This is a genomic window from Hymenobacter gelipurpurascens (assembly GCF_900187375.1).
Taxonomy (GTDB): Bacteria; Bacteroidota; Bacteroidia; order Cytophagales; family Hymenobacteraceae; genus Hymenobacter; species Hymenobacter gelipurpurascens.
Map to the genome: position 1 here is coordinate 475,892 of NZ_FYEW01000002.1, position 25,354 is coordinate 501,245.

The window sequence follows — 25,354 nt, forward strand, 5'->3', positions numbered from 1 at the left end:
TTCGGAGCTGGCGTTTTTGCGTTTTAGCCGGCGGCAGCCTGGCGTAGCTAAAGCGTAGCAGGAAAGCCTTTTCCTTTCCGGATTACGGGAGTTCTAGGCCAGTCTTTCTTACTTCTAAACACCCTGATGTGATAACCAGTGTACAATTAGCCTTCTGCCTGTACATTGCCCCTCAACTCCGTGATTCCGTATCTTGGGTATCGGCCCTTTCCTCTCCCGCCTGTGAAATCTACTTGCCTTTTTCTGGTCCTGTTGCTGACTCTATGCGGCCGATATGGTGCTGATGCCGCGCCGCGCCGCGACTTTGCAGAGCAGTATCGGGCTGGTCGACAGATTCTGGTTGATACCCGCCGGGAAGGCGACAGTCTGCGGTTTTTTCTGCGGTTTCCGGGCCGCGCTTTTCAACCGGGCCAGCTACTATACGTGGCTTCCTGGACCAATTATGCAGCCAAGCGCCCTAATTGGCAGCTGCCGGTGCGGCTCCGGCCGGGCCACTTCCGCCAGCAAACGGACGGCGCCTGGGTAGATATTGCCGTGCTGAGCAGCCGCTTGCCCGCCGGGCAACTCATCAGCATTCAGCCCAGCACCATTCTGGCTTCTGCCGCCGGCACAAAGTCAGACGGTCCTCCCCTTTTACCCCCACCTTCTTCTGATTATACGGATGGCGCCTTGTGGCTACAAATCACAACAGCCCGGCTTCAACAGCCTTACATCCTGACCGATTCGCTCGGCCAGCCTTTGTTGCGCCGGTTTGTGCGGGCAAATGAAGTATTTGGGGTGGCCAGCTACGGCACTGATCAGCCGGTACAGGTCCGCCGCTACCCCCTCAGCTCCCAGCCGTCCCTACCGCCCATGTCGAACCCAGCGGCGCGGACCCAGCCCCGCACGCTAGGCCTGTTAGACTCTGCCACCTACGAGGCGGGGCAGCTCCTGCGCCTGACATCCGGCTTGTATTTATTGCGGGCCGGCAGTACAGCGGTTTGGAGTGGCCTACTGGTTGAGGAAAACCAGTTTCCGGAACTCACCAGCGCCGATGAGCTGATTGCCCCGCTTACGTTCCTGACTACATCAGCCGAGCGCAAAAAGCTGTTTGAGGCCCCTGACCCGAAGAAGGCCGTGGATAAATTCTGGCTCGATCTGGCCGGCGGCAACCAACCGATAGCGCGTAACCTGATCCGCACGTATTATGATCGGGTGATGGAAGCCAACCGCCTTTTCTCCGCCCACAAAGCCGGCTGGCTCACAGATCGGGGCTTGATTTATCTGGTGATGGGGCCGCCGGAATCAGTATACCGCGCGGCCGGCGAGGAGCAATGGGTGTATCGCAGCGACCCAGACCGCGCAGCCACGTATACGTTCCGCGCTAAACCCAGTACCTTTGCTCCCGAACACTATGAATTGGTGCGCCGCCCCGAGTACGAACGTCTCTGGTATGCCGCCGTCGAGCAATGGAGAAAAGGAATAACCGTCCGGACCGGCCGCTAAATGAGCGTCGCCAATTTTTTGATTCCGAAAATCGGCCCGTAACGCCGCGCCGTCCCGCTCGCGAGGGCGAGTCGCGGGAGGAACGTGCAGAACGCCGCGACGACCGGCCCGAGCGCCGCGAGGAAGGCAGCCGCCGCGACGACCGTCCGCGCTACCCCCACCGCCCGGCTGCCGACCGCAGCATTGATATGATTTTTGGTCTGCGCCCGATTTTGGAAGCCTTGAACGCGGGTCGGACGTTGGATAAGATTTTCCTGCTGCGCGGCACGAAGAACTCCATGACCCAGGACATTCAGGTGCTGGCCAAAGCGGCCAACATTCCTATGTCGATGGTGCCCGTGGAAAAGCTCGACGGTATCACGAAGAAAAACCACCAGGGGGCAGTGGCCTACGTCTCGCCCATCGATTACATGCCGCTGGACAGCATTCTGGCCGGTCTGTATGAGGAAGGCAAAACCCCGCTGCTGCTGGTCTTGGACCGCATCACGGACGTGCGCAACTTTGGTTCAATTGCCCGGAATGCGGAGTGCTTAGGCGTGCATGCTATTGTGGTGCCCAGTAACGGAGCAGCCCAAATCAACGGCGACGCGCTCAAAACCTCGGCTGGTGCTCTTAACTTGATTCCAGTGTGCCGCGAGGCCAATCTGAAAGACACGCTCACGTTTCTCCGCGAATCGGGGGTGCAGGTGGTGGCTTGTACCGAAAAAACAGATACCAGCCTGGAAACCGGTTCAGTAGACCTCACTGGCCCGCTTGCCATCCTGATGGGCAGCGAAGAAGATGGCATCAGCCCCGAGTACCTACGCCTCGCCGACCACAAGCTGCGCATTCCAATGGCCGGCCAGATCAGCTCCCTCAACGTATCCGTAGCCAGCGGCATTATGCTCTACGAGGTACTGCGTCAGCGGCTGGTAAAAAGCTAACTGGTCTTATTGTCCGATTTTCTGGCCTAGGCCTATAAAGAAAGCCCCTACCTCCTGTGTGGAAGTAGGGGCTTTCTTTACAGGCCTAGGCCAGAAATAGGCTGCTGCGTGCTACCAGTTAATTGTATCCCAGGCCTTTCTTTGATTTGACATCGGCCACGAAATCCTTCACACGCTGCTCTTCCGTGCGTTTGCAGATGAGCAGCACGTTGTCGTACTCGGCCACAATGTAGCCTTCCAGCCCCTGCACTACCACCAGCCGCTCCGATGGAGTTTTGATAACGCATTCTTTCGTGTCGTAGAGCAGGGCGTTACCGTCCACTACGTTCTCGTCGGCATCGTGCTGGCCCATGCGGTGCAGGGAGTCCCATGTACCCAGATCGCTCCAGCCAAAGTCGGCGGGCAGTACATACACGTTGTCGGCCTTTTCCATCACCCCATAATCAATGCTGATGTTGCGGCAGCGGGTGTAGGCCTTCGTGATAAATCCTTCTTCCAGGTCTGTGCCTAGTTCCTTGTATCCTTCATCAAATACCTCGGCAATATCGCTGAGATAGTGGTGGAAAGCATTGATAATGGCATCGGCCCGCCAAACAAACAGACCAGAGTTCCAGAGGAAATCACCACTGGCTACAAACATCTTGGCGAGTTCAAGATTGGGCTTCTCCGTGAAGGTTTTCACTTTGAACAAGCTGTTTGGAAAGTCGCTGGGCTCGTTTCCGGCCGCCATTTTCACATTCTGCGGCTTTATATCTTCATCGATATATTGAATGTAGCCGTAGCCCGTGTCAGGGCGAGAGGGTTGGATTCCGAGCGTAATGAGGACATCATGCTTGCTGGCCGCGCCAATAGCCGTGCGAATTGCTTCACGGAAAGTTTCCTCATGCATTACCGCATGATCGGCGGGCGTTACGACTATCACGGCCTCTGGGTCGCGCTGCGCAATACGGTAGCTGGCATACGCAATACAGGGAGCCGTATTGCGCCCAATTGGCTCGCCCAAAATCTGATTTTCCGGCAGTTCCGGCAGATGCTGCTGGACCAGATCGGTATAGTCGCGGTTGGTTACCACAAATACATTTTCGGGCGGGCAAATCCCCCGGAACCGATCGACTGTGAGTTGCAGCATAGACCGGCCCATCCCAAGCACATCATGAAACTGCTTGGGATGATGTGTGCGGCTAAATGGCCAGAACCGGCTACCGATACCGCCTGCCATCACCACTAAATATGTATGCTGTTCCATTAGGAGAATAGACGCGAGGCCCTACAGAGTTGGAGAGAAATATAGAGTACTACTGAGATAAAAGGCATCAGCACCTGGTATTACAAGTTAAACCCGAAACCTGACCCAATTCCACTTACCGTAATAAGTAACAATAAATGTAAAATAATCAATATTAACTATTAAATTTTCATTAAACCAGACCTTCCCGTAGTAAATCGTGCAGATGAATGAAGCCGCTGAAGCGCTCTGCATTTGTTACTACCAGCTGGGTAATGTTGCGCGCTTGCATACGTGCTAACGCTTCTACTGCAAAGTCATCTTCATCAATGGTAACCGGAGCTGGGGTTAGAATATCCCGTGCCGTTACCCTGTCCAGCCGGCCCTCAAACGTAGTCAGCATGCGGCGCAAATCCCCATCGGTGATGATGCCAATAAGTTGCCCGGCCGCATTGAGCACGGCAGTAGCACCCAGGCGTTTTCCGGATATTTCCAGAATTATATCCTTCAGCGGAGCATCGTCGGCTACCTGGGGTTGCTGATTTTGGCGGCTCAGGTCGCCTACTTTCAGGTAGAGCTCCTTGCCCAACGTGCCTCCTGGGTGCAGCTGCGCAAAATCCTGGCGGCTAAAGGCCCGGCTTTCCAGCAAGCATACCGCTAAGGCGTCGCCCAGGGCCAGTGCTACCGTGGTGCTGGTGGTTGGGGCCAGGTTATGGGGGCAGGCTTCGCGCGTTACAGGAGCATGCAGCACGTAATCGGCTTGCACAGCTAGGTAAGAATCGGCATTGCTGACCAGTGCTGCCAGCGGTACCCCTTTGCGCTTGAGCAGCGGAACCAGCACTTTTATCTCGGGAGTGTCGCCGCTCTTGCTGATGGCAATGACAAAATCTTCCGGCTGAATCATGCCCAAGTCGCCATGAATAGCGTCGGCAGCATGCATGAAAAGCGCCGGAGTACCGGTTGAGTTAAGAGTAGCCACAATTTTGTTAGCGATGTGGGCGCTCTTGCCGATGCCTGTAACTACTACCCTACCCCGTAAAGAGAGTATAGCAGCTATGCATAGTGCAAAATCGGGAGTATTACCGAGACCATCGGCTACCCCCTGAATAGCCTCAGCTTCTTGCTGAAGCACTTTTTTTGCAATCAGGATGGGGTCGTTCTGCTGTTTCAATCTAAATTTGATATCAAATAGACAGCGGAGAGAAGCAAGCAGGAAGCATTTGGTATTATCTCGCGCTACTCTGTACTATCTATCTTAAATTTGTCTAGATTAGGAATGCACCTCCCAGAGTGTGTGCTCCAGTCTGCAACCCCAATCAGCGTAAGTGAGGATGTCTATGCCAGCCGTGAAAAATCAAGTGAAGCAAGGGGCTGATCTGAAAGGCAAGTTAAAGGAAGTTTTCGGGTACGGTCAGTTTCGGGGCGTGCAGGAGGACATTATCCAGAACGTCATTCAGGGGCATAACACCTTTGTCATTATGCCTACAGGCGCGGGCAAAAGCCTGTGCTACCAGCTCCCGGCACTTGTGCTGCCAGGCACTGCCATTGTAATCTCGCCCCTTATTGCCCTGATGAAAAATCAGGTGGATCAGCTGAACGCCTTTGGGGTAAATGCTCAGTTTCTGAACTCGACCTTATCGAAGTCGGAGATGAACCGAGTAAAGAAGGACGTAATCAGCGGCGAAGTGAAGCTGCTCTATGTGGCGCCTGAGTCCTTGACCAAAGAAGAAACCATCGAGTTTCTCAATAAAGCAACTATCAGCTTCGTGGCTATTGATGAGGCGCACTGCATCTCGGAATGGGGCCACGACTTCCGGCCGGAGTATCGTAAGATCCGCAGCATTATTGATGGCCTAGGCGTGCAGGTGCCTGTTATTGCCCTCACGGCTACCGCCACCCCCAAAGTGCAGCAGGATATCCAGAAGAACCTGCAGATGGACGACGCCTCGGTGTTCAAGACGTCGTTTAACCGCACTAATCTTTACTACGAGGTTCGGCCAAAGCACAACACCAAGAAGCAGCTGATCCAGTACGTGAAGCAGCGTAAGGGCCTGGCGGGCATTGTGTATTGCCTCAGTCGCAAGAAGGTGGAGGAAATAGCCGAGCTGCTGCGCGTAAACGATGTGCGCGCCCTGCCCTACCACGCCGGCCTGGACCCGCACGTGCGCATGGCCAACCAGGATGCTTTCCTGAATGAGGACTGCGACGTAATTGTGGCCACCATCGCCTTCGGCATGGGCATCGATAAGCCCGATGTGCGCTTTGTGATTCACTTTGATACGCCCAAGAGTATTGAAGGCTACTACCAGGAAACCGGCCGCGGCGGTCGGGATGGCCTAGAAGGTGACTGTCTGATGTTCTACAGCTACGATGACATCGTGAAGCTGGAGAAATTCAACAAAGACAAGCCGGTTACGGAGCGCGACAACTCCAAGCAGTTGCTGCAGGAAATGGCCAACTACGCCGACTCGGCTGTGTGCCGCCGCAAGCAGTTGCTCCATTATTTTGGTGAGCGGTATCCTACTGATTGCGGATTCTGTGACAACTGCAAGCACCCGAAGGAGCGGTTCGAGGCAAAGAATGAAGTGCTCATGGCCCTCAAGGCTGTGGTGCAAACGGAAGAGCGCTTTGGCCTAGACCACATCGGGACGGTGCTGATGGGCATGAACAACCCGCACGTGGAAAGCTACGGCCATGATAAGCTTACAGTGTATGGCCAAGGCAAAGACCACGACGCCCAATTCTGGCATTCTTTGTTGCGCCAAACTTTATTGGCGGGTTATCTTGAGAAGGATATTGAAAATTTTGGCGTAATTAAAATCGCGCAAAAGGGAATCGATTTTATCGAGGCTCCGCATTCAATAAAGCTCACCAAGGACCACAACTACGAGGAAGAGGTGAAAGAGGAACAGGAACAAGAGGAAGTACAGCAAGCCGCCGGTCACGACGAAGCGCTGTTCGAGATGCTGAAGGGCCTGCGCAAGAAAATTGCTCAGCAGAAAAACCTGCCGCCCTACGTGCTTTTCCAGGACCCGTCGCTGAAGGAAATGGCGACCACCTTCCCCGTGAAGATGGACGACCTCTCCCATGTGGGTGGCGTAGGACAGGGCAAAGCGCAGAAGTTTGGGGCGCCCTTCCTGGCCCTCATTCAGAAGTACGTTGAGGATAACGACATTATAACGGCTGCCGATGTGGTAGTAAAATCGGCCGTTAACAAGTCAAAAATCAAGATTTACATCATTCAGCAGATCGATAAGAAGATGGATCTGGAAGAAATTGCTTCTTCCAAGGGCATTGACATGCGGGAGCTAATGGAGGAGATTGAGCACATCTGCTACTCCGGCACCAAGCTCAACCTCGACTATTACATCGATGGTGTTCTGGACCAGGACCGCCAGGAAGAAATTACGGACTACTTCCTGCAGGCCAGCACCGACAACATTGCGGTAGCCTTAAAAGAGCTGGGCGCCGATGAGTACACGGAGGAAGACTTGCGCCTTATGCGCATCAAGTTCCTGAGCGAATACGCCAACTAACCGCTGCTACTGGCCTAGACGTAAAAGAAAAGCCCTTCCTGACCTGCAGGAAGGGCTTTTCTTTTACGTCTAGGCCAGTAGGCTAGAGCCAAAAGTGATACACCACTTCTTCATGCTCCAGTCGAAAGCCTTCCTTTTGATAAAACTGGAAGGCTTCCTGATTTGCACGCTGCGTAACCACCTGCAGTTGCGGCAGTTGCAAGGCGCGAGCGTAATGCCGGGCCGCCTGTACCAGTTGCCTCCCGATGCCTTGGCGACGGGCGGAGCTATGCACGGCCAGCAAGCCAATGTCGGCGCGCCCAGGGCGTACTTCCAGCGTTACTAGGCCAGTAGCTTCAGCATCGGGAGCGGCCGGGTGCTGTAGTACCAGGCGCGCCTTTTCGCCGCTGAGGCTGTTGCGGAGCCATTGCTCATATAGCTGCTCATACACGCCAGGAGCGAAACCGGGGTCGAGGCGAAAGCGCGACTGGTGGCCACTTTGCCAGGCCAGCTCCAGCAGGCGCGGAGTAAGGGTTTGGGCGGGTACAATGGTGGGAGGCAAGGGTTGGGGCCGGAGGAGCACGTCCTGCACAAAGCGCACCTTCCGATCGGCAAGAAAGGCCTTGGTGGCTCGGGCGCTGCGGTTAGAAATACTATCGTCGGGGTCCACGGACCAGTAGAGCAGCCGCCAGCCCTCTTGCTGGGCCCCACACAGAATAGGGCGCAACTCTGTTTCCGACAACCGGAAACCCACTAAGCGGCCCACCGGAAAGCCCATCAGCTTACTATCCCACGCCTGATGTTCAATCACAAAACTCATAACACATGTATCGGCTATCCAGCATAATTGCAGAAAAGCAAGGTACAGAAAGCAAGAAAGCCAGCCATAACGAATCGTTATGGCTGGCTTTCTGAGCTAGAGCCAGTGGCCTAGGCCACTTACTTTCACAACTTAGCAGTACTCTTCGAAAGCGCCCTGCAAGTTATTAGCAATGCGCATCAGGTCATTGCCTTCAATGTGGTAGCGCTCAATCATGTGCACCAGCTCACCGTCTTTGAACAGGGCGATGCAGGGGCTGCTAGGCGGATAGGGCAGCAAATGCTCGCGCACCTTTGCTACGGCTTCCGTTTCCATGCCGGCAAATACCGTCACGAGCTTATTGGGCTTTTTGTCGGAGCTGGAAACGGCCATTTTAAGGGCTGGGCGGGCTTTGCCAGCGGCGCAGCCACACACCGAGTTCACGGCTACCAGTACGGTGCCGCTCTGCTCATTGAGCACGGCATCTACTTCTTCGGGGGTCATCAGTTGCTCGAAACCGGCCTCTACGAGGTCTTGGCGAATCGGCGCTACCATGTATTCTGGGTACGTGGCCATAGGAGAAAGCTAGGCTTTGAATGAAAAACGAGGGCTAGATAGCTAGGCCTGTCGGAAGTGCAAAATTACGCAAATCCTGCTGCCCAACCATCAGTCAGCCCATCAACCTTAAGTTGCGGCCGGAAGTTTGCGGTTGGCCTCTTTTTTCAAGCGAAGCATTACGCTCAGACCTAATTGGTTTGCCTTTCGACTGGCCTAGATACCTGATTTTCTGCCAATAGCGAATGGCCAGCAACCATTAACTTTCGTAAAAATGGTGTAGCTGGCAGCCTCTTACTCTTTAGTTTTTATTCCATGACCTATTCTGAGTTTCTTGCTTCCCAGACCCAGCCACAAGCTCCGGCCGGACTTTCGCCGCTATTGGAGGCGCTGTGGTATGCCGGCCGCGACGAGTGGCACCACGCCCACGCCATTGCGCAGGACAATGACCACGACCCGCTACATAATTGGCTGCACGCGTTTCTGCATCGCCAGGAAGGTGATGCCGGCAATGCCGCGTATTGGTATCGGCGGGCGGGCCAGCCGGTGCACACGGGTGGCCTACGCGAGGAATGGCAGGCCATGGTCAGGTCTCAGTTTGCAGGCTAAGCCTTGAGGAAGCAACTCAGCAGCTTGCAGTAGGCCTATTCCAAATTAGTATAATCCAACTATATAATAATTAATAGATTAATCAGTCGGGTATCGCTCAATTAAAATTATATTTAAACCGCGTCAATGAAACTGGCGTGTTATCATGTATAAAACCTTACTATTGGCTACGGCCCTGGGCCTTACTGCCGCATCTGCCCAGGCACAGGTTGATACTGTCCGGGCCTCTACATTGCCGCCGGCTCAGTTGGCGGAGAAGCTGTACAATAGCGGGGTGGCGAAGTACAACCAAAAAAGCTACCGAGCTGCCATTCTGGACTTTGATAAAGCCTTGGCGGCAAAGCCTGATTTTGCCAAAGCCTATTACAACCGGGCCACCACCCGCTACGAGCTGAAAGACTATCAGCCAGCCGTGCAGGACTACGACCAGGCCATCAAGCTCGACCCCGCCACCTTCGGGCCATATTTTGGGCGGGCGCAGGCTAAAGAGGCGCTAGGCCAGTCGGCGGAGGCAGAGCAGGACTATGGTAAAGCGGCCGAGCTGAAGACCGATTATGCGCCTTCGTGGTACTACCGCGGAGCACTGCGCTTCGAAAAGGGAGATTATCAGGCGGCTAAAACAGATTTCGATCAGGCCATTAAGGCCGACCCGGCTTATGCGTATGCCTGGCACGACCGCGCCAGTGCTCAGCGCCAGCTCAATAATCTGCCGGCCGCTATTCAGGATTACACCAAAGCCCTGAGCCTACAGCCGGAATTGCTGCCCGCGCTCCTAAACCGCGCCGCCACGAAGCGCCGCGCCGGCGACCTAAAAGGCGCCCTACAGGACTACAGCGACTATCTGAGCAAAAAGCAGGACAACGCCCTGGCCTACACCAACCGCGGCAGCACCCGTTTCGAGCAGGGAGATTATAAAGGTGCCGTAGAGGATTTCTCGAAGGCAGTTGCCCTGAAAGCGGATTACGCTTTTGCCTGGAACAACCGGGCCGCGGCGTACCTCAAGTTAGAAGACTATGCCAAAGCGGAAGCCGATGCCTCCAAAGCTATTGGCCTGAATGCGCAGTATGCTGAGGCTTATCTCAACCGGGGCCACGCCCGCGAAATGCTGCGCCACCCAGACCAGGCTTGCCAGGACTGGCGCAAAGCCGCCGAGCTAGGCCTGGAAGTAGGCACCACTTACGCGGCCAACTCGGGCTGCGGCGCCGAATAGCCGACAGGCACAGCATACGTCTCTGGGCCCGCTCTTCCCCGAGCTGGCCCGGTAGCATCAACTTCAGATTGACCGGTACATGTATAAATACCTACTCGCTTTTCTACTCCTGGCTTCTGCTACGCAGGCCCAGAATGTTGAGTTCAGCAAAGACCGATTTGGCAACGACAAGGACGGACTGAAAGCCGCTCTTAAGGAAATAAAGGCTGGTGATGAGTGGTACGAGATGGACCCACCGCGCTATGAGCAGGCGCTAGGCCACTACCTCGCGGCGCAGAAGTTCAACCCCAATAATGCCGAGCTCAACCTGCGCATCGGCGACAGCTACCTGCACTCCGGCTTTAAGCCACGCGCGCTGGAGTATTTGCAGAAGGCCTACCAACTCAACCCCGATGTAGACCCGCGCATTCATTACCTGTTGGGCCGTGGCCTACACCTGAATGCCAAGTGGACCGAGGCCATTGCGGAATACAAGCGCGCTACTCCGGCCAGCGGCTCCAAAAACACGGCAGCTTTCACCACTGATATTCAAAAGAAAATAAGGGAGTGTGAAAACGGCAAGAAACTGGCGGCTAAGCCCAGCCGCGTGTTTATTGATAACGCCGGACCTGGGGTAAACTCGCCTTATCCCGATTACGGCCCGGTTATTACGGCCGATGAATCGGTGATTCTGTTTACCTCGCGGCGCGACAACTCTACCGGTGGCCAGCATGACCCCGAAACGGGTGGCTTCTTCGAGGACATCTACCAGAGCAGCCGCAACAGCCAAGGCGAGTGGTCGGCGGCGCGCAACCTCGGCGACCCAGTGAATACCGATGGCCACGACGCCACCGTGGGCCTCGCTCCGGATGGGCAGCGCATGCTGGTGTACATGGAAGACAACGGCGGCGACCTGCACGAGGCCGACTTGCGTGGCGTGCAATGGCGCAAACCGCAGAAACTGGGTTCCCGCATCAACAGCCGCTCCCACGAGTCGTCGGCGGCCTACACGCCCGATGGGCGCAGTCTGTACTTCGTCACGGACAAGGAAGGTGGCCTAGGCTCGCGCGACATCTATAAAATTGAGATTGATGGCCGTGGGCAAGCCGTAAACCTGGGCTCCACCATCAACACCCAGTACGGCGAGGAAGGCGTTTTTCTGCATCCCGATGGCAAAACGATGTACTTCTCCTCGGAGGGCCATAACTCGATGGGCGGCTACGATATCTTTAAATCGGTATACGAAAACGGCAAATGGAGTGCCCCCGAAAACCTGGGGTGGCCTATCAATACGCCCGATGATGACGTGTTCTTCGTGATTTCGGCTTCGGGCCGGCATGGCTATTATTCCTCGTTTCGGGATGATGGCCTAGGCTCCAAGGATATCTACCAGATTACTTTCCTGGGAGCGGAGAAACAGCCTTTATTAAGCCAGGAAGACCAGTTATTGGCATCGCGGGTGCAGCCCGTGAAGGAGACGCTGTTGGCGCCGCCGGTAGCCATTGCTTCCGCCCAGGTAACCATTCTGAAAGGCACCGTAACGGACGATAAAACCAAGGAGCCGCTGGAGGCCACCATTGATGTAATTGATAACTCCCGCAATCAGGTAATTGCCTCCTTCCGGGCCAATGCACAGTCGGGCCGCTATCTGGTGTCGTTGCCTTCCGGTATCAACTACGGCATTGTGGTGCGGCAGGAAGGCTACTTGTTCCACTCCGAAAACTTTGACCTACCAGCCGGCGCTGCCTACTCCGAGGTAGTGAAAGACATTGCGTTGAAGAAGCTGGATGTGGGCGTGAAAGTGGTGTTGAACAACATTTTCTTCGATTTCGATAAGGCTACTCTGCGCAAGGAAAGCACCAGTGAGCTAGAGCGCCTGCAGAAACTCCTGACGGAAACTCCGGCTCTGCGCCTGGAGATTTCGGGCCACACTGATAACGTCGGTAACGCTGCCTACAACAAAGACCTGAGCCAGCGGCGAGCCAAAGCGGTAGTGGATTATCTGGTGCAAAATGGCATCAGTAAAGACCGCCTGACTTTTGCGGGCTACGGCGACACGCAGCCTGTCGCACCAAATACTACCAAAGCCGGACGGCAGCTTAACCGTCGCACCGAGTTCAAAGTGACCGGCAAATAGGCCTAGGGAAGATTTAGCACTGCACAAGAGGCGGCCGCACAAGGAAAACGATTCCTGTGCGGCCGCCTCTTGTGCGTTTTTACATACCTCAGAAAGCCACTTTTCATTGGTTGAACATATAGCAGGATATTTATAGCAATTTCAATAATATAGTATTTAACATACAATATTTTGTTTTACATTCGCCTATTCATTCTCCCCTCATAAACAAAATCCTGTTGCTGCTCATGAAAAAGCTCTCTGTTGCTCTGGTTACGATGGTTGTCTTAGGCTGCACGCACACTGCGCTAGCCCAGCAAAGCCCTGCCACGCTAAAAAGCCAAGCAATGGAAGCTACCCAAAAGCTTGCCGCCCGCATTTCGCTGGATGATGCGCGTACCATGCAAGTGCGCCGCCTGACGTTGGAACGCCTAACGCAGGAAAGTGACTTGCAGCAGCTGTACGCCAACGACCCCAGCATGCTCCAAAACAAGGCGCGCGTGCTGGAACAGGAATACAGCGAAAAGCTTAAGTCTGTCCTTACAGATTCGCAGTATCAGCGCTACTTAGCCCAGCTGGCTGTGGCTCCCGAAAACCAGGCTCTGGTATCAGGAAACACTCGTCCCTAAGCACCGGCAAACCGCCCTAAACGCCCAGAGGACCTGGCCTAGAAACTGCACGCAAGCGGTTCTAGGCCAGGTCCTCTGGGCGTTTAGGGCGGTTTGCTGTTAGCCTACATGGTTGCGCTGAGCCTGTTCGGCGGCTTGCTGCTCCGCTTCCAGCTTGCGCAGAATGCCCAAAGCAAACTGCCACAGATTTTCGTAGGGAATGATCTCAATCTCGCCGTAGGCCTCTCCTGGCTGCGGTGCCACTTTCAGGCGCTCCAGCAAGGGCATAGCCTTTTGCTCGCAGGTACCCGAAACAAAGTTTTCTTTTACCGTGAGCAGCAGCATCCGGAAGAACAATTGGCTGCGCAAGGTTGCGGGGTTGCGCAAATGCCGCTGCTCGTATTTGCGCAAACCCTCCAGGCGCGCCAGGAGACCCTCAATATCTCGGCGCTGCAGAAAATACAGAAACTGAAGAATCAGGATGGCGACGTTGTAGCCCTGTTTGTCGCGGCTGTAGTCTGGTACGGTTTGCACCAATTGGGCAAAGTGGCGCATTTTCACCGGCGACTGTTCCGGCTGCATCAGCTGCAGATAGGCCTCATATAACTCCCAGCGCTGCTGAGCCGCAGGGCGCTGCTTGCGGTAATAGGGGTTGCGGCGCGCCTGCTGCAGCAAGTCGTAGGCCTGTCCATACTGCGCGGCGTGCATAGCCAGCAGCAGATAAATCTCCAGGTAATAGAACCAGTTGCCGGAAGAGTAATGAAAATCCTTGAAGTATTCTTCGGCTAGTTGCAGACCTTTTTGGGCGCGGCGGCACTGCAGGTGTGCATACACGCTCATGTAGTTATTGAAACGCTTATCGAAACGCTTTTCGTTGATTTTTCCAGCTTTACGGGCCTTTTCGGTGGCCGTCGTGAGCCGGATAATCTCTTCGTAGTTACCCGTTAGCTCTTCCCTGGACATTTTGGTCACGTACAGGAAGTAAAATGTATTGTAGCTCTTGGCCTTTTTGTGCAGCTCCTCCAGCCGCTCCAGATAGCTGGGCAATTGCTTTAGAATAAACTGGCGCCACCGCACTTTGTGCTGAGAGAATACTTTTATCTCGTAGTACAGCTGTTCGGCCTCGTCTTCCAGAGCCAGTAGCTTCTGCCATTCGTCCAGCTGCTTGTTCATCACCTTGAACCGCGCCGGATTTCGCATTTCGGCATACAGAATGCGTAGGGTTCGGGCACACATTACGGCATATTGCGTCAGCTCGGCCTCAGTAGCCACCGTCAGCGCTTTTCTATAGAGCTTCTCCGCCAGCTTATATTCCGCTTCGCCGCTTAGAATTTTGGCCTGATGCAACAGGCCTAGGCAGTGCTGCTCATGGCGCCGGGATACCACATGGCGCTCATCCGTGTGATCAAGGAAGTATAAGTGGTTCAGTAACTTCTGCTGTACCCTGGATTTTAGCTTTCGAAAAGTGGTTTGGCTTTTCGCTTCTGTGCTACCATATAAGGTTTTGACTATCTTGTTCTGCGTAATGTTTGGGTCACCCTCCAACAGACGCACCAACTGCAGGTCCTTGCTGGTCGCATTGCGGTCAGAAAAATCCAGAAATGGTAACACCGCCAGTCGGCGATCTGTCACAATTTTCACCAATGTAGTCAGTTCATCCATCTAATAATGGCCTTTTTGAGGTATTTAAGCCCATTATACTAATATCTGCCGACTTAATATCTATGTCACAAAAACGAGACGAATATCCTTTACCTCTTCTTTCTCATGGCCCATCTTTGTAAACGATAAATTATAATTATTTAGGTTCTATTATGTCACAATATTGCTATAAAACGACCTGTATTTCCTCCGCTCTCGAGCGCATAAATGGCATTTTCTGCTATTAGATGACATTTCATCCAAAGAGTTTCCTGGGAAACAGGGCGCTTTTTCACGTCACGTTTACCCGGTTTCTTTCCTTTACGCCGGCTGGTTTGGTCCCCACATTTGTGTCAGTCAATCACTTGAACCACAAATATTTCCCATACCATGTTAAACTTCATCGCCATTGCTCTGCTGCAAGTTTCCAGCCTGACTATTTCTGTTGCTACTATTGAAACCGCTATTGAGAAGCAGGCACCCAAGCAGGCCCTATCTACTGCCGACCACGGCACGAGCGGCTGGGGTGATGGTTACCTGGCGGCCGCAGACCACGGCACCAGCGGTTGGGGCGACGGTTACTTAACGGCAGTTGTAGAGCATGGCACGAGTGGTTGGGGTGATGGCTACCTGGCAGCCACAGACCACGGCACCAGCGGCTGGGGTGATGGATATTTGGCAGCCGCAGACCACGGTACGAGTGGTTGGGGCGATGGGTATTTGGCAGCCGCAGAGCATGGCACGAGCGGCTGGGGCGATGGATATTTGACGGCCTAATATGATCCTCTGGCAGCCGTATGAAAGCGCCACTTTTATTCCAACTCAACTATCTAGTATCAAAACGTGGTAACTTGCCTGGTAGCAATGCCTGTGCAGTTGTCCGTTCATGAATCGAATCCAATCTGGTCTTTTTTTACTACTGTGGAGCGCTTTAGCTGCTTGCTCCGCATCGGTATCATCGGCTCCGGATGCCGTGCGCATCCGGTGGGCCCGAGATCCGGAAAACTTAGACCCTCTTATTGTTAAAACTTCCGGCTCGCTTGAGATCAACAATCTGCTGCATTGCAGTTTGTTGCGAGCCGATGAGCAGAAGGGCGACTTTACGCCTTGGCTGGCAGAAGCACTTCCAGGCGTAACGCGCATCGGCGACTCGCTTATGCTGGTTTCCTACCGCATTCGGCCAGAGGCTACCTGGGACAATGGCGCCCCTGTGCTGGCCCGCGACGTGGCCTTCACCCTGAAAACGATGCATTGCGCGGGCTTGCCGACCGAAATGGCGCAGGCTCGCTTTGGCTTTGTGCTCGATCTGCGGCCCGATTCCACTGATCCGCGCCGTTTTTCCCTGCTGTGTCGCGGCCAGTCCATCGATTTTGTGCGCAGCTCCGGCGACTTCAGTATTCTGCCCGAATACGTACTGGACCCCCAGGCCACTTTGCGGGGCTTGGCCGTAGCCGATATGGGCAAAAATTTGCCCGTAGTTCAGCAATTTGCGCAGCGCTACCTGGCCGCGCAGCTGGCCCGACACCCCGAGCGCGTGCCTGGTTGTAGCGCGTACCAGCTACAAAGCTGGCAACCGGGCCGGCAGCTTACGCTTGTGCGCAAACCCAATTGGTGGGCTGATAAACTGCTTACGCCACCACCCGCTCTGCGCGCTTTCCCGCGTCGCATCAACTTCCAGATAATTCCTGATGCTGCTACCGCCGTACTGGCGTTGCGTCGCGGTGATATCGACTTGTATAGCTTGATGCCGGCGCCGGAATTTGCCCGTCTGCAACAGTCACCAACAGATCGTGAGCAGCTGCGCTTTTCCACCGCCGACTCTTACGAGTGCCTTACGGCAAACTTCAACACCCGCAAGCCCCAGCTGCAAGACCGCTTAACCCGGCAGGCACTTACTTATTTGTTTGATGTCTCGGCCCTCATTAAAGCTACGCAGCTAGGCCAGGCAACACCAAGCATAGGCCTCATCAGTCCGCGCATCAAGCGCTATTACAACGACAGCCTCCCTCCCCTGACCTATAGCCCAGCACAGGCCACCCGATTGCTCAAGCAAGCTGGCTGGCAACAGTCGGAGCAAGGCTGGACCCGGGCTTCTGGAGGCAGCACGCAGCAACTGCGCCTGAGTATCAGTTACCGCGCCGGAGAGCCCGCTTTCGAAACCACTGCTTTGCAATTTCGGTCGGCCGCTGCTTTGTTGGGTATTCCTATTGAGCTGCGCCCAACGGAAGCTTCGCTGCTCAGTCGGCAGCTCTTGCAGGGCGAAACCGAAATCAGCCTGCGCAATATGAATGGCCAGCCGTTTGCCTACGACTTCACACCCATTCTGCACTCGGGCAGCACCAAGCTGTACAACACCACGGGGTTTGGCACTCCTGCCAGCGACCATCTGATTGAGGCCATTGCTCAGGAAAACAACCTGACCAAGAAAGCCAAGCTGCTGCGGCAGTTTCAGCGGGTGCTGTATGTGGAGAGGCCATTGGCCGTGCTGTATTTCCTGCAATACCGCATTGCAGCGGCCCGCCGGCTGGGTACTGTTCCCGTATCGGGGCTTATGCCGGGGTATATTGTTACGGATATTCGACCTACTCCTGTCAAGCCCTGATGCAGTGGAGCCGATACCTCCTGCTACGGCTGGCGCTCGTGGGGCTGGCGGCCTGGGCCATTCTGTCCTGCATCTTCTTACTATCCCGCCTGACCTCCCAGGACGATGTGGTTCGTGCAGCCTTCGACGGAAGCACCTTTAGCCCCACTATCTCAGCCACCGAGAAGGCGCAGGCAGAAAACCGGCTTCGGCAACGCTATGGCCTGGATGTGCCGCTGTTCTACTTTTCCATTTCGCCTGCCCACGGCCAGATTCCACCGGCTTGGCAATGGCATGGCACTCCCAATCAGTACCACCGCTGGCTGACCAACCTGCTTCGGGGAGATTTGGGCACGTCCTACCGCGAAGACGCACCCGTGACTGGCCTACTGGCCGCTGCCCTGCAGTATACCCTGCCTCTTACTGCGCTGGCCGCATTTTTTTCGCTTCTTATCACGTTGGAATTAAGCATTTGGTTGGGCTATCATCCGCGTTGGCGACAGCCGGTTTTGGCCTTTCTGCACGCGATACAGTCGTTGCCGCTGTTCGTTATTGCGCTAGGCCTGCTTCTGTTGCTGGCCAACCCCGATGTGCTGGCGTGGTTTCCGGCCTACGGGCTGGGTAATGATGAGGCGGCCAGCCCGTGGGCACATGACCTAGGCCAGTACCTGTATCACGTGGCGCTGCCTCTGTTCAGTTTGGTGCTGGTGAGTATTCCGGGCCTGATTATCCAGCTGGATGCTTCTATTCAGCAGGAGTTGCCGTCCCTGTATGTGGCCACCGCTCGGGCCAAGGGCGCACCTCCTCGGGTCGTCATCAGAAAGCATATTGTGCGCAATGCCCTGCTGCCAGTGTTGCCGTTGCTTACGGAGCTCCTCCCCAATATGGTGGCCGGCTCGGTAGTGGTAGAGATGATTTATGCGCTGCCCGGTATGGGGCGCCTGTTGGCAGAAGCCGCCTCTACCCAGGATTTTCCCGTGCTGCTGGGCGCCGTGCTGCTGGTTGCGCTGGTCCGCCTACTTAGCCAATTGCTTACCGATTTGCTGTACCAATGGGCCGATCCACGCATTCGGCTTTCCGTATGAGCTGGAAGCGCTCCGTTGGTTTTTTCCTTGCAGTATGCTGGCTGCTTCTGGTGCTCCTGGCTGCCTTTTTGGCTCCTACTACCCTTCCCTCACCCAATTTGCTGCAAACCACCACTCCGCCATTCCAGGCAGAACACTGGCTCGGCACCGATCCGGTAGGCTACGATGTACTGACGAGCCTGCTTAGTGGTGCCCGTTCGGCCATCTTTATTAGTCTGCCGGCTGCTTTGTGCGCTAACCTACTAGGTGGCCTACTAGGCGTTTTGGCAGGTTTTTTCGGAAACACTCGCATCCGGATACTCCGGGGCTGGGTAGTAGCCGCGCTTCTATCGGTGGTAGCGGCCGGAAGTTTTGTAGGCCACTTCTGGGCTTCCCCTGGCTTAGGGGTAGCGGCACTTTTGCTCCTGGGGGCTTTGCTGGGCCGCCTGCTAGGCCACTTGCGGTGGGGCCAAAAACCTGTATTCTTTCCCTTAGATGACGTGGTGCAGGCGCTTATTGGCCTACTAGACTCTGTGCCGCTGCTGGTCCTGGTCCTGACGGTAGCAGCTATTCAGCGGCCCTCCCCTCTTGGGTTGGTGGTTCTGCTCACGGCTACCTGCTGGACTACGCCCGCCCGCGTGCTTCGTGCCGCCACCCTGCGCGTAGTGCCACTGCCTTTCATAGCGGCGGCCGAGGCAATTGGGCTTCCTCCGCTCCGCATTGTGCGCAGGCATGTGTGGCCCATGGTTTGGCCGGTGCTGCTGGTCCGGATTCCCCTTAGCATTGCCCTTATTATCGGCTTGGAAACCACCCTGTCTTTCCTCGGTATAGGCATGCCGCCTGAAACTCCCAGCTGGGGGCGGCTGCTTGCTTCTTCGCGGCTGGCTCCTACGGCCTGGTGGCTGGTTGTATGCCCCGGAACCACTCTATTCCTCACTATATGGAGTTTGCAACGGCTGGCTCAGGAAAATAAAGTGCGGAGTATGACTAGAGATAATGTCACAAAATGAGCACTTTTTTCACAGGCAACTTAGTAGCAAACGCTTCCCCAGCCGGCAACTCTTCTCTCTAGATTCCTGATTAAAAGCGGATGAAACTGAACAGAAGAATTTAAGTCAGTTTTAAGCTTCAATTATTTTATACAGTATATCGGATTAATACAAGTCACAATTTAGAGCAAAGTGTCCTTTACAACGCCTTATTAGGGTGCTAATATTGATATGTGGAACGGCACATAGGAGAAGAGAACCCGTTTTAAACAGCTGCTTGTCAGGTGCGTTGAGTATGGCTTCCCTTTTTTTACAGCGTCGTCGAACGCAGGCTTTTCGAGCTTTAATGCTAGAAGTAGCCTTTCATCAAACAGTTGCGGTAGCAGAAAGCTACACGACTATAGATGGAGAAGTCGTATCGTATGTGGCTGGTGAAGCTGCCATCCGCAACGGAACGGCGGTGCTAATTGGTGGACTGCTCGTCGGAGCGGTTCTGTCGCAAGACGTAATAGATTAACATAGAAATTTTGATTCGGTGCCCCTGCAGCTGCTCGTGGTGCGGCCCGAATCTACAGGTTGTTGCAATAGGTGTGTGAAAATCCCGTGGGCATTGTCTACGGGTTTTTTTATGCTTTTATGCGGGCGTCTACCTCAACCCTCAGCAGTAGCCTAGGCCACTCCTTCCGTCTGCTGGGCCAGCAACGCAATTCCTTCCGAAAAAGAATGGGGACTGTAGGCCAGTTCCTCTTCGGCTTTGCTGATGATAAAGCCAGTGCGGGCCGGCCGTTTAGCTGGCTGCGTGAAGGTGCTGGCATCTACCTTCTCAATCAGGCCGCTATCCAACCCAAAGTAATCGGCCACCTGCAGGGCCATCTGGTAGGGCGTCAGCAGTTCGCGGCCACTGATGTGGTAGATGCCGGTGGCGTGCTTTTGGGCGGCCAGCCAGCACCCTTGGGCAAGATCCTCGGCCAGGGTTGGCGTCCGAAGCTGGTCATCTACCACTTTGATAGGCCTACCGGCGCGGAGCGAGTCGCGCACCCAGAGCACAATGTTGGTACGGCCGTAGTCGTGGGCAGTGCCATATACTAGCACCGTGCGCAGAATGGCCCAGGGCACACGGCAGGCCTGCACGGCTTTCTCAGCGGCCAGCTTGCTTTCCCCGTAAAAGTTAATGGGCCCTGGCAAGGCATCTTCGGCCAGAGGGCCGTGCTCGCCACTAAAGATAAAATCGGTGCTGAGGTGGAGCAGATGAACGGCATTCTGCTCGCAGGCTTCCACCAGATATTCTGTAGCCGTCACGTTCTGCTGCGAGCAAGCCTCCTGGTTAAGTTGGCACTCGTCCACGTTGGTCATGGCGGCGGTATGGATGAGGTGCGTAGGCCGCTGCTGTGCCACTACCTGCTGCACGTGGGCGCGGTCTGTCACATCCAGGGGCACAAACTGCACCTCTGGATAGAGCGCCGCCAGCTTGTTTTCGCCGCGCGACGTGGCTACCAGCTGCACGCCGGGCTCCTTGCGCAGTAGTGCCACCAGCTTTTGGCCCAGCAGCCCGTTGGAGCCAGTCAGAAGGATTTTCATGGAGTGTAGGCCTATCGGTTATGGATACTGGTAGCCATATAGCTCCGTGATTTTCTTTTTCTTCAGCTTCTCCACTTTCACCGTCATCCTGATGTCGGTAGTCGGTCGGTTGCGGTCAGCTACGGGCTGTTGAGCAATTTTATCCACTACCTCCAAGCCACTGATTACCTGCCCGAACACAGTATAGGCGCCGTTTAGGTGCGGAGTGCCGTTGTGGTTTTGCACAATGTAGAACTGGGAGGCGCTACTGGCTCGCTCGGGATTCACCATGTCGCCGCTGCGGGCGGCGGCTAGGGCTCCGTACTTGTGGAGTAGCTCGGGCCGAATTTCGGCCGGAATCATCTTTTGATCGGGCGAGCCGGCGCCATCGTTGTTCGGGTCCGCATCTTTGGAGTTGGCATCGCCGCCCTGAATCATGAAGTTGGGGATGATGCGGTGAAACGTAGTGCTGTTATAAAAGCCACTTTCCGCCAGCTTCAGAAAATTGGCCTTGTGCCGGGGCGTTTGGTCAAACAGGATCAGACGGATATCACCTTGGGGTGTACTGATGGTAACGAGCTGATCTTTTTTGCTTTTCCGAGGGCCTTTGGCGGCTTGTAGGCCAGGGGCGAAAAGCAGCAAAGCCCACACCACCAGCGTGAGGCGAGATAATACCTTCATGCAAAAACAGGATTGAAAACGGATGTGAAAGCGAAGTTACGTGGTTTCGGGGGCTAAGGATAGGTAGTCGGCGCGCAACAGGGCGTATTGGTCCAGGTCGTGGAGGCGACCATCGGCGCCACGGTAATCCTGGCGGAAGCAGCCTTCGTGTCGGAAACCGGCGCGCTGCACCAAGCGGGCACTGCGCCGGTTTTCGGGGCGCAGCTGGCAATAAATGCGGGTAAGCCCCACTTCTTTAAAGGCCCACTCCAGCATTTCCTGCAAGGCCTCCTGCATCAGGCCCTGCCCTTCTACTTCGGCATCGAGCAGGTAGGCCAGCTCCGCTTTCGGGATTTCCCAGGCCACATTGCGCAAACTTACCAGGCCTAGCAACTGCTGCGTTTCGGGGTGCCAGAGGCCTAGCTGGAAAGCATGCCGCTGCTGCCACTCGCGCTGCCGCTCCCGAATAAAGCTGGCGGTATCTTCCAGGGTACGGTTGGCCGCCAATGTTTTCGGGAAGTTGAGGCGCAGCCGCTCGTGGTTTTTCTGCAGCAGCACATGCAGCGGTAGGGCATCAGGAGCACGCCAGGTGCGCAGGTGCAGCCGCCGGGTAGTCAGCAGCAGTTCGGGAGATACATCGGGCAAGCTCATAAGTATCTATAAGTACGCTAACAGCCACGAAGAGCGGAAATTTCCTGCACAATTTTCAGCCATTTTGCGGGCTTCGCGTATGTGGCCCAAGCTCCTCCTTATTTCCTTACTTTTTTCGTATGCCCGACACTCTTACTACTACCCCTCCCCCGCACTGGTTTCCGAAGCTACTGCTGGTAATTTACCTGATTGAGTTTGTGGCGCTAGGCCTGCACCCGGCAGAACGTGGCACGTGGTGGGCCGAGAACATTCCGATTTTTTTGATTGTGGTGGCCCTTACCGTACTCTATATCCGGGGCGTGCGGTTCTCAAACCTGGCCTACGCTCTCATGAGCGTGCTGCTGTTCATGCACACCATCGGCGGCCACTACACCTTTGAGAAAGTGCCGTTCGATTGGTTTAACAATCTTTTTGGGTTCAAGCGCAACATGTATGATCGGGTAGCGCACGTCACGGTGGGGTTCTACGCCTACGCCATCATCGAGCTGACTGACCGCAACGGCACCATCCGTAGCCGCTTCATCAGCTATGCCTTTCCCCTCTGCGTCATCGGTACCATCGCCATGACCTACGAAATCATTGAGTGGATTTATGCCGTGAAAGCCGGCGGCGAAGCTGGCGCGGCCTTCCTGGGTAGCCAGGGCGACATTTGGGATGCCCAGAAAGACATGCTGGCTGATACCAGCGGCGCCATCATCGCCTTGGTGTTGTATGCGCTATTCGGGCGTGGCCCGCGCCGGGAAGTGGCCTAGGCTTATCCTTTTCTATTCCATCAAAACCAGAAGAGGCCTACGCAAATTGCGTAGGCCTCTTCTGGTTTATAGCTGATTACCATTGGCGTCTAGGCCACATTCTCGGCGTCCCGGACCTGCCGGATATCATCCAGAATCCGTTGGCCGCCGCGCGCTAGCACTGTTTCCGCAATGCCGATGCCCAAGCCTTCTGCCTCTGTGGCTGGTGCCGTTTGCTTTTCCTCAATGAACTGCTGGCCATCGAGGCTGATGAGGCCGCCATGCAGATGCACTTTGCCGTCTGCCATAAGAGTAGCCAGTGCAAAAGAGGGGATGCTGCAGCCGCCTTCCATCGTGCGCAGGAAAGCACGCTCGGCTGCCAGGCAGATGTGCGTAGCCGGATGGTCGAGTACTCGTTTCAGTTCTGCTTTTAAAGCGGGCTCCAGGTTGCGCGCCGACTCAATGGCTACGCTGCCCTGCCCGGTGGCCGGAATGTATTGGGTTTCGGGCAGGATGTAGCGAATCAAACCATCGTATTCCATGCGGTGCACGCCCGCGTAGGCCAGTACCAGGCCATGGTATTGGCCTTCCTCTAGCTTGCGCAGGCGGGTTTGCAGGTTGCCACGGGCCTCGGCGGTGGCAGCGTGGGGCAGGAAGCGCTTGAGCATGGCCTTGCGGCGCGTGCTGCTGGTGCCCAATATCAGGTCTGGGCGCTGCAGGTCGAGGCTCTCGTCGAAGCTTACAATGACGTCGTTCACCTGCTCACGCTCCATGAAAGCCAGCAGCTCCAAATCATCCGGAATAGAACTTTGTACGTCTTTGGCGCTGTGCACCGCAATATCAATATGGCCCGTGCGCAGGCTTTCCTCTAGCTCTTCCGTGAATACGCCCTTCGCGCCAATCTTATCCAGAGAGCGGTCAAGCACCACGTCGCCGCGGGTAGTAATAATCACGATTTCAGAAGGCAAACCGGCCTGCTCCAGACGAGCGGCTACGTGGTGCGCTTGCCACAAGGCCAGCTTGCTGCCGCGCGTTCCGATGCGGATGGGCTTTTTCAAGAGAGAATTTCGCGTTAGAAATTAAAAAAAGTCGTGTTTATTTGGATAACCGACTGGCAACAGTCGCTCTCATAGGCCAGGTTCCACAGCTTGTTTTGGGGAATCCCTTTATTACTTCCTTCCAGAAGCAAGCAGAAAATGGCCTTGGCAAAAGACGCCCTGACAAAGATACAAGGTGCTTTTCCTTACAGGCGACTATAGCACATTTAGCACCTACTATAGCTTTTGACCAAGCTGTATTTTTGACCCATACGCGCTTTCTAGGCCACTTTTAGCAGCTCGGCTACCCGTAGCGAGGTATCGATGAAGACCATGCGCGGGTTGGCATTGCGCTCTACATGATAGTGCGCTTCATTCAACTCGCGGGTTATAGGGTCGGCATTGCGGGGCGTCACGAAGCGGCTGAAGCCTTGCACAAACTGCTGCTCGCTGGCGGGCAGGTGCGGCACCAGTTTTGGGTCGAGGCCAAACAGCAGCACCTTGCGCAGCAGACTCAGAGAGTACTGCAGTTGCTCCTTCTGGTTCTCGCGGCCCAGCTTCTGAAATTCGTCACTGATGCTGAGCATATCGCCTACGTTGTTGCTGTAGCACAAGCGCATCCAGCGTGCAAAGAAGGTAAAGTAGTCGTTGTCGGCGCTGGCGGCGTCTTTGGCGGCTAGCGCTGCGCCGGGGTTTCCCTCGGCTAATTGCGCTAGTTGGCGGGCCTTGGCTTCGGGCACTTGGTGCTCTTGGTACAGCCAATCCGTAAGCTCCGGCTCCGAAAGTGGGCGCACTACCACGGGCTGCACGCGGCTGATGATGGTGGGCAGGAGTTGCTCCGGCGCATTGCTCACCAGCAGAAACACGGTGGCCGGTGGCGGCTCTTCCAGCAGCTTCAGCACCGCATTGGAGGCCGCTGGGTGCATTAGCTCCGGGAGCCAGATTACCACCAGCTTAAATTTGGCCTCAAACGCCTTCAACGAAACCAGCTTCAGCAGCTGCAGACTTTCCTCCTTGGAGATACTGCCCTGCTTGTTATCGGCGCCGATGTGCTGCATCCAGTCGTTGAGGCCCTGATAGGGATTCTCCAGCACAAAAGCCCGCCAGTCGGCCGCAAACTTGCTGCTGACGGCATCCTTGGGCACTGCCTTCGTGCTCGTGACGGGCACAATGAAGTTCAGGTCGGGATGAATCAGCTTATCTATTTTCTGACAGCTCGGGCAGTGGCCGCAGGAGTCTTCTGCTTCCGCCGGCCGGTTTTCGCAGTTGAGTAATGCCGCGTAGGCCAGTGCCAGCGCCAGCGCCGCCGAGCCCTCGGCCCCACGAAACAACTGCGCGTGCGCCACATGCTGCCGCTGCACCGACTGCACTAGCAGCTGCTTCACACCTTGTTGGCCGGGAATATCAGAAAATCGCATT

General features: G+C 55.4%; 23 protein-coding genes. 13 read left to right on the plus strand and 10 right to left on the minus strand.

Annotated elements, in window-relative coordinates:
• Nucleotides 1-222 precede the first annotated feature (222 nt).
• Both CFT68_RS13740 and rlmB read left to right on the plus strand, forming a co-directional pair.
• The gene (locus CFT68_RS13740; protein ID WP_141106563.1) at nucleotides 223-1,485 is read left to right on the plus strand and encodes a GWxTD domain-containing protein; all 1,263 of its coding nucleotides are present in this window, start codon (nucleotides 223-225) and stop codon (nucleotides 1,483-1,485) included.
• Nucleotides 1,449-2,408 carry a 23S rRNA (guanosine(2251)-2'-O)-methyltransferase RlmB gene (gene rlmB, locus CFT68_RS13745; RefSeq protein ID WP_317044114.1) on the plus strand — a complete coding sequence of 320 codons (960 nt, stop codon included), beginning with the start codon at nucleotides 1,449-1,451 and terminating at the stop codon, nucleotides 2,406-2,408. Before CFT68_RS13740 ends, rlmB begins: the two co-directional genes overlap by 37 nt.
• A gap of 118 nt (nucleotides 2,409-2,526) precedes the next feature.
• On the opposite strand, the gene CFT68_RS13750 is transcribed toward rlmB, so the two are convergent.
• Together CFT68_RS13750 and CFT68_RS13755 are read right to left on the minus strand one after the other, a co-directional pair.
• Nucleotides 2,527-3,654 (minus strand): mannose-1-phosphate guanylyltransferase, encoded by a 1,128-nt coding sequence (locus CFT68_RS13750; RefSeq protein WP_088844130.1) that lies wholly within the window; start codon nucleotides 3,652-3,654, stop codon nucleotides 2,527-2,529.
• Between the two features lie 172 nt (nucleotides 3,655-3,826).
• Nucleotides 3,827-4,804 (minus strand): KpsF/GutQ family sugar-phosphate isomerase, encoded by a 978-nt coding sequence (locus CFT68_RS13755; protein WP_170934805.1) that lies wholly within the window; start codon nucleotides 4,802-4,804, stop codon nucleotides 3,827-3,829.
• 175 nt (nucleotides 4,805-4,979) lie between these two features.
• Here CFT68_RS13755 and recQ point away from each other — a divergent pair, with 175 nt between their 5' ends.
• On the plus strand, nucleotides 4,980-7,169 hold the full coding sequence (gene recQ / locus CFT68_RS13760) for a DNA helicase RecQ (RefSeq protein ID WP_245815393.1): 2,190 nt from the start codon (nucleotides 4,980-4,982) through the stop codon (nucleotides 7,167-7,169).
• Between the two features lie 82 nt (nucleotides 7,170-7,251).
• Here recQ and CFT68_RS13765 read toward each other — a convergent pair whose 3' ends face one another.
• Together CFT68_RS13765 and CFT68_RS13770 are read right to left on the minus strand one after the other, a co-directional pair.
• On the minus strand, nucleotides 7,252-7,968 hold the full coding sequence (locus tag CFT68_RS13765; RefSeq protein WP_088844131.1) for a GNAT family N-acetyltransferase: 717 nt from the start codon (nucleotides 7,966-7,968) through the stop codon (nucleotides 7,252-7,254).
• A gap of 132 nt (nucleotides 7,969-8,100) precedes the next feature.
• Complete coding sequence (locus CFT68_RS13770; RefSeq protein WP_088844132.1) at nucleotides 8,101-8,523, minus strand: BrxA/BrxB family bacilliredoxin; 423 nt, start codon at nucleotides 8,521-8,523, stop codon at nucleotides 8,101-8,103.
• A 294-nt stretch (nucleotides 8,524-8,817) separates the two neighbouring features.
• Between CFT68_RS13770 and CFT68_RS13775 the strand changes: the two genes are divergently transcribed.
• The 4 genes from CFT68_RS13775 to CFT68_RS13790 all read left to right on the plus strand — a co-directional run bounded on the left by CFT68_RS13775 (nucleotide 8,818) and on the right by CFT68_RS13790 (nucleotide 13,045).
• Nucleotides 8,818-9,111 carry a hypothetical protein gene (locus CFT68_RS13775; protein WP_088844133.1) on the plus strand — a complete coding sequence of 98 codons (294 nt, stop codon included), beginning with the start codon at nucleotides 8,818-8,820 and terminating at the stop codon, nucleotides 9,109-9,111.
• Between the two features lie 145 nt (nucleotides 9,112-9,256).
• A complete protein-coding gene (locus CFT68_RS13780) occupies nucleotides 9,257-10,321 on the plus strand; it encodes a tetratricopeptide repeat protein (RefSeq protein ID WP_088844134.1) in 1,065 nt (354 codons plus the stop codon).
• Between the two features lie 79 nt (nucleotides 10,322-10,400).
• Nucleotides 10,401-12,437: an OmpA family protein gene (locus CFT68_RS13785; RefSeq protein WP_088844135.1), complete on the plus strand. Its 2,037-nt coding sequence runs from the start codon at nucleotides 10,401-10,403 to the stop codon at nucleotides 12,435-12,437.
• 227 nt (nucleotides 12,438-12,664) lie between these two features.
• Entirely contained in the window at nucleotides 12,665-13,045 is a 381-nt protein-coding gene (locus CFT68_RS13790) for a hypothetical protein (protein ID WP_088844136.1), read from the plus strand.
• 99 nt (nucleotides 13,046-13,144) lie between these two features.
• Here the strand turns inward: CFT68_RS13790 and CFT68_RS13795 are convergent, their stop codons facing one another.
• Nucleotides 13,145-14,656 carry a hypothetical protein gene (locus CFT68_RS13795; RefSeq protein ID WP_141106564.1) on the minus strand — a complete coding sequence of 504 codons (1,512 nt, stop codon included), beginning with the start codon at nucleotides 14,654-14,656 and terminating at the stop codon, nucleotides 13,145-13,147.
• Between the two features lie 399 nt (nucleotides 14,657-15,055).
• Between CFT68_RS13795 and CFT68_RS13800 the strand changes: the two genes are divergently transcribed.
• From CFT68_RS13800 to CFT68_RS21545, 5 genes are all read left to right on the plus strand, one after another.
• Nucleotides 15,056-15,442, plus strand: a complete 387-nt coding sequence (locus CFT68_RS13800; RefSeq protein WP_088844138.1) for a hypothetical protein — start codon at nucleotides 15,056-15,058, stop codon at nucleotides 15,440-15,442.
• A gap of 292 nt (nucleotides 15,443-15,734) precedes the next feature.
• Nucleotides 15,735-17,267 carry an ABC transporter substrate-binding protein gene (locus CFT68_RS13805; RefSeq protein ID WP_170934806.1) on the plus strand — a complete coding sequence of 511 codons (1,533 nt, stop codon included), beginning with the start codon at nucleotides 15,735-15,737 and terminating at the stop codon, nucleotides 17,265-17,267.
• Nucleotides 17,267-18,331: an ABC transporter permease gene (locus tag CFT68_RS13810; RefSeq protein ID WP_088844140.1), complete on the plus strand. Its 1,065-nt coding sequence runs from the start codon at nucleotides 17,267-17,269 to the stop codon at nucleotides 18,329-18,331. The genes CFT68_RS13805 and CFT68_RS13810 overlap by 1 nt, the downstream gene beginning before the upstream one ends.
• Before the next feature lie 68 nt (nucleotides 18,332-18,399).
• Nucleotides 18,400-19,320: an ABC transporter permease gene (locus CFT68_RS13815; RefSeq protein WP_170934807.1), complete on the plus strand. Its 921-nt coding sequence runs from the start codon at nucleotides 18,400-18,402 to the stop codon at nucleotides 19,318-19,320.
• 274 nt (nucleotides 19,321-19,594) lie between these two features.
• On the plus strand, nucleotides 19,595-19,816 hold the full coding sequence (locus CFT68_RS21545) for a hypothetical protein (RefSeq protein WP_141106565.1): 222 nt from the start codon (nucleotides 19,595-19,597) through the stop codon (nucleotides 19,814-19,816).
• Between the two features lie 152 nt (nucleotides 19,817-19,968).
• On the opposite strand, the gene CFT68_RS13820 is transcribed toward CFT68_RS21545, so the two are convergent.
• The 3 genes from CFT68_RS13820 to CFT68_RS13830 are packed head-to-tail and all read right to left on the minus strand — an operon-like array spanning nucleotide 19,969 to nucleotide 22,167.
• Nucleotides 19,969-20,877 carry an SDR family oxidoreductase gene (locus CFT68_RS13820; RefSeq protein WP_088844142.1) on the minus strand — a complete coding sequence of 303 codons (909 nt, stop codon included), beginning with the start codon at nucleotides 20,875-20,877 and terminating at the stop codon, nucleotides 19,969-19,971.
• A gap of 18 nt (nucleotides 20,878-20,895) precedes the next feature.
• Nucleotides 20,896-21,537 (minus strand): peptidylprolyl isomerase, encoded by a 642-nt coding sequence (locus tag CFT68_RS13825; RefSeq protein ID WP_088844143.1) that lies wholly within the window; start codon nucleotides 21,535-21,537, stop codon nucleotides 20,896-20,898.
• Nucleotides 21,538-21,573: 36 nt separating this feature from the next.
• Nucleotides 21,574-22,167: a GNAT family N-acetyltransferase gene (locus tag CFT68_RS13830; RefSeq protein WP_088844144.1), complete on the minus strand. Its 594-nt coding sequence runs from the start codon at nucleotides 22,165-22,167 to the stop codon at nucleotides 21,574-21,576.
• Nucleotides 22,168-22,286: 119 nt separating this feature from the next.
• Here CFT68_RS13830 and CFT68_RS13835 point away from each other — a divergent pair, with 119 nt between their 5' ends.
• Nucleotides 22,287-22,919 (plus strand): DUF2238 domain-containing protein, encoded by a 633-nt coding sequence (locus CFT68_RS13835; protein ID WP_088844145.1) that lies wholly within the window; start codon nucleotides 22,287-22,289, stop codon nucleotides 22,917-22,919.
• Between the two features lie 89 nt (nucleotides 22,920-23,008).
• Here CFT68_RS13835 and hemC read toward each other — a convergent pair whose 3' ends face one another.
• Both hemC and CFT68_RS13845 read right to left on the minus strand, forming a co-directional pair.
• Entirely contained in the window at nucleotides 23,009-23,956 is a 948-nt protein-coding gene (gene hemC, locus CFT68_RS13840) for a hydroxymethylbilane synthase (RefSeq protein WP_088844146.1), read from the minus strand.
• A 260-nt stretch (nucleotides 23,957-24,216) separates the two neighbouring features.
• The gene (locus CFT68_RS13845) at nucleotides 24,217-25,353 is read right to left on the minus strand and encodes a DNA polymerase III subunit (protein WP_088844147.1); all 1,137 of its coding nucleotides are present in this window, start codon (nucleotides 25,351-25,353) and stop codon (nucleotides 24,217-24,219) included.
• Nucleotide 25,354: the final 1 nt, after the last annotated feature.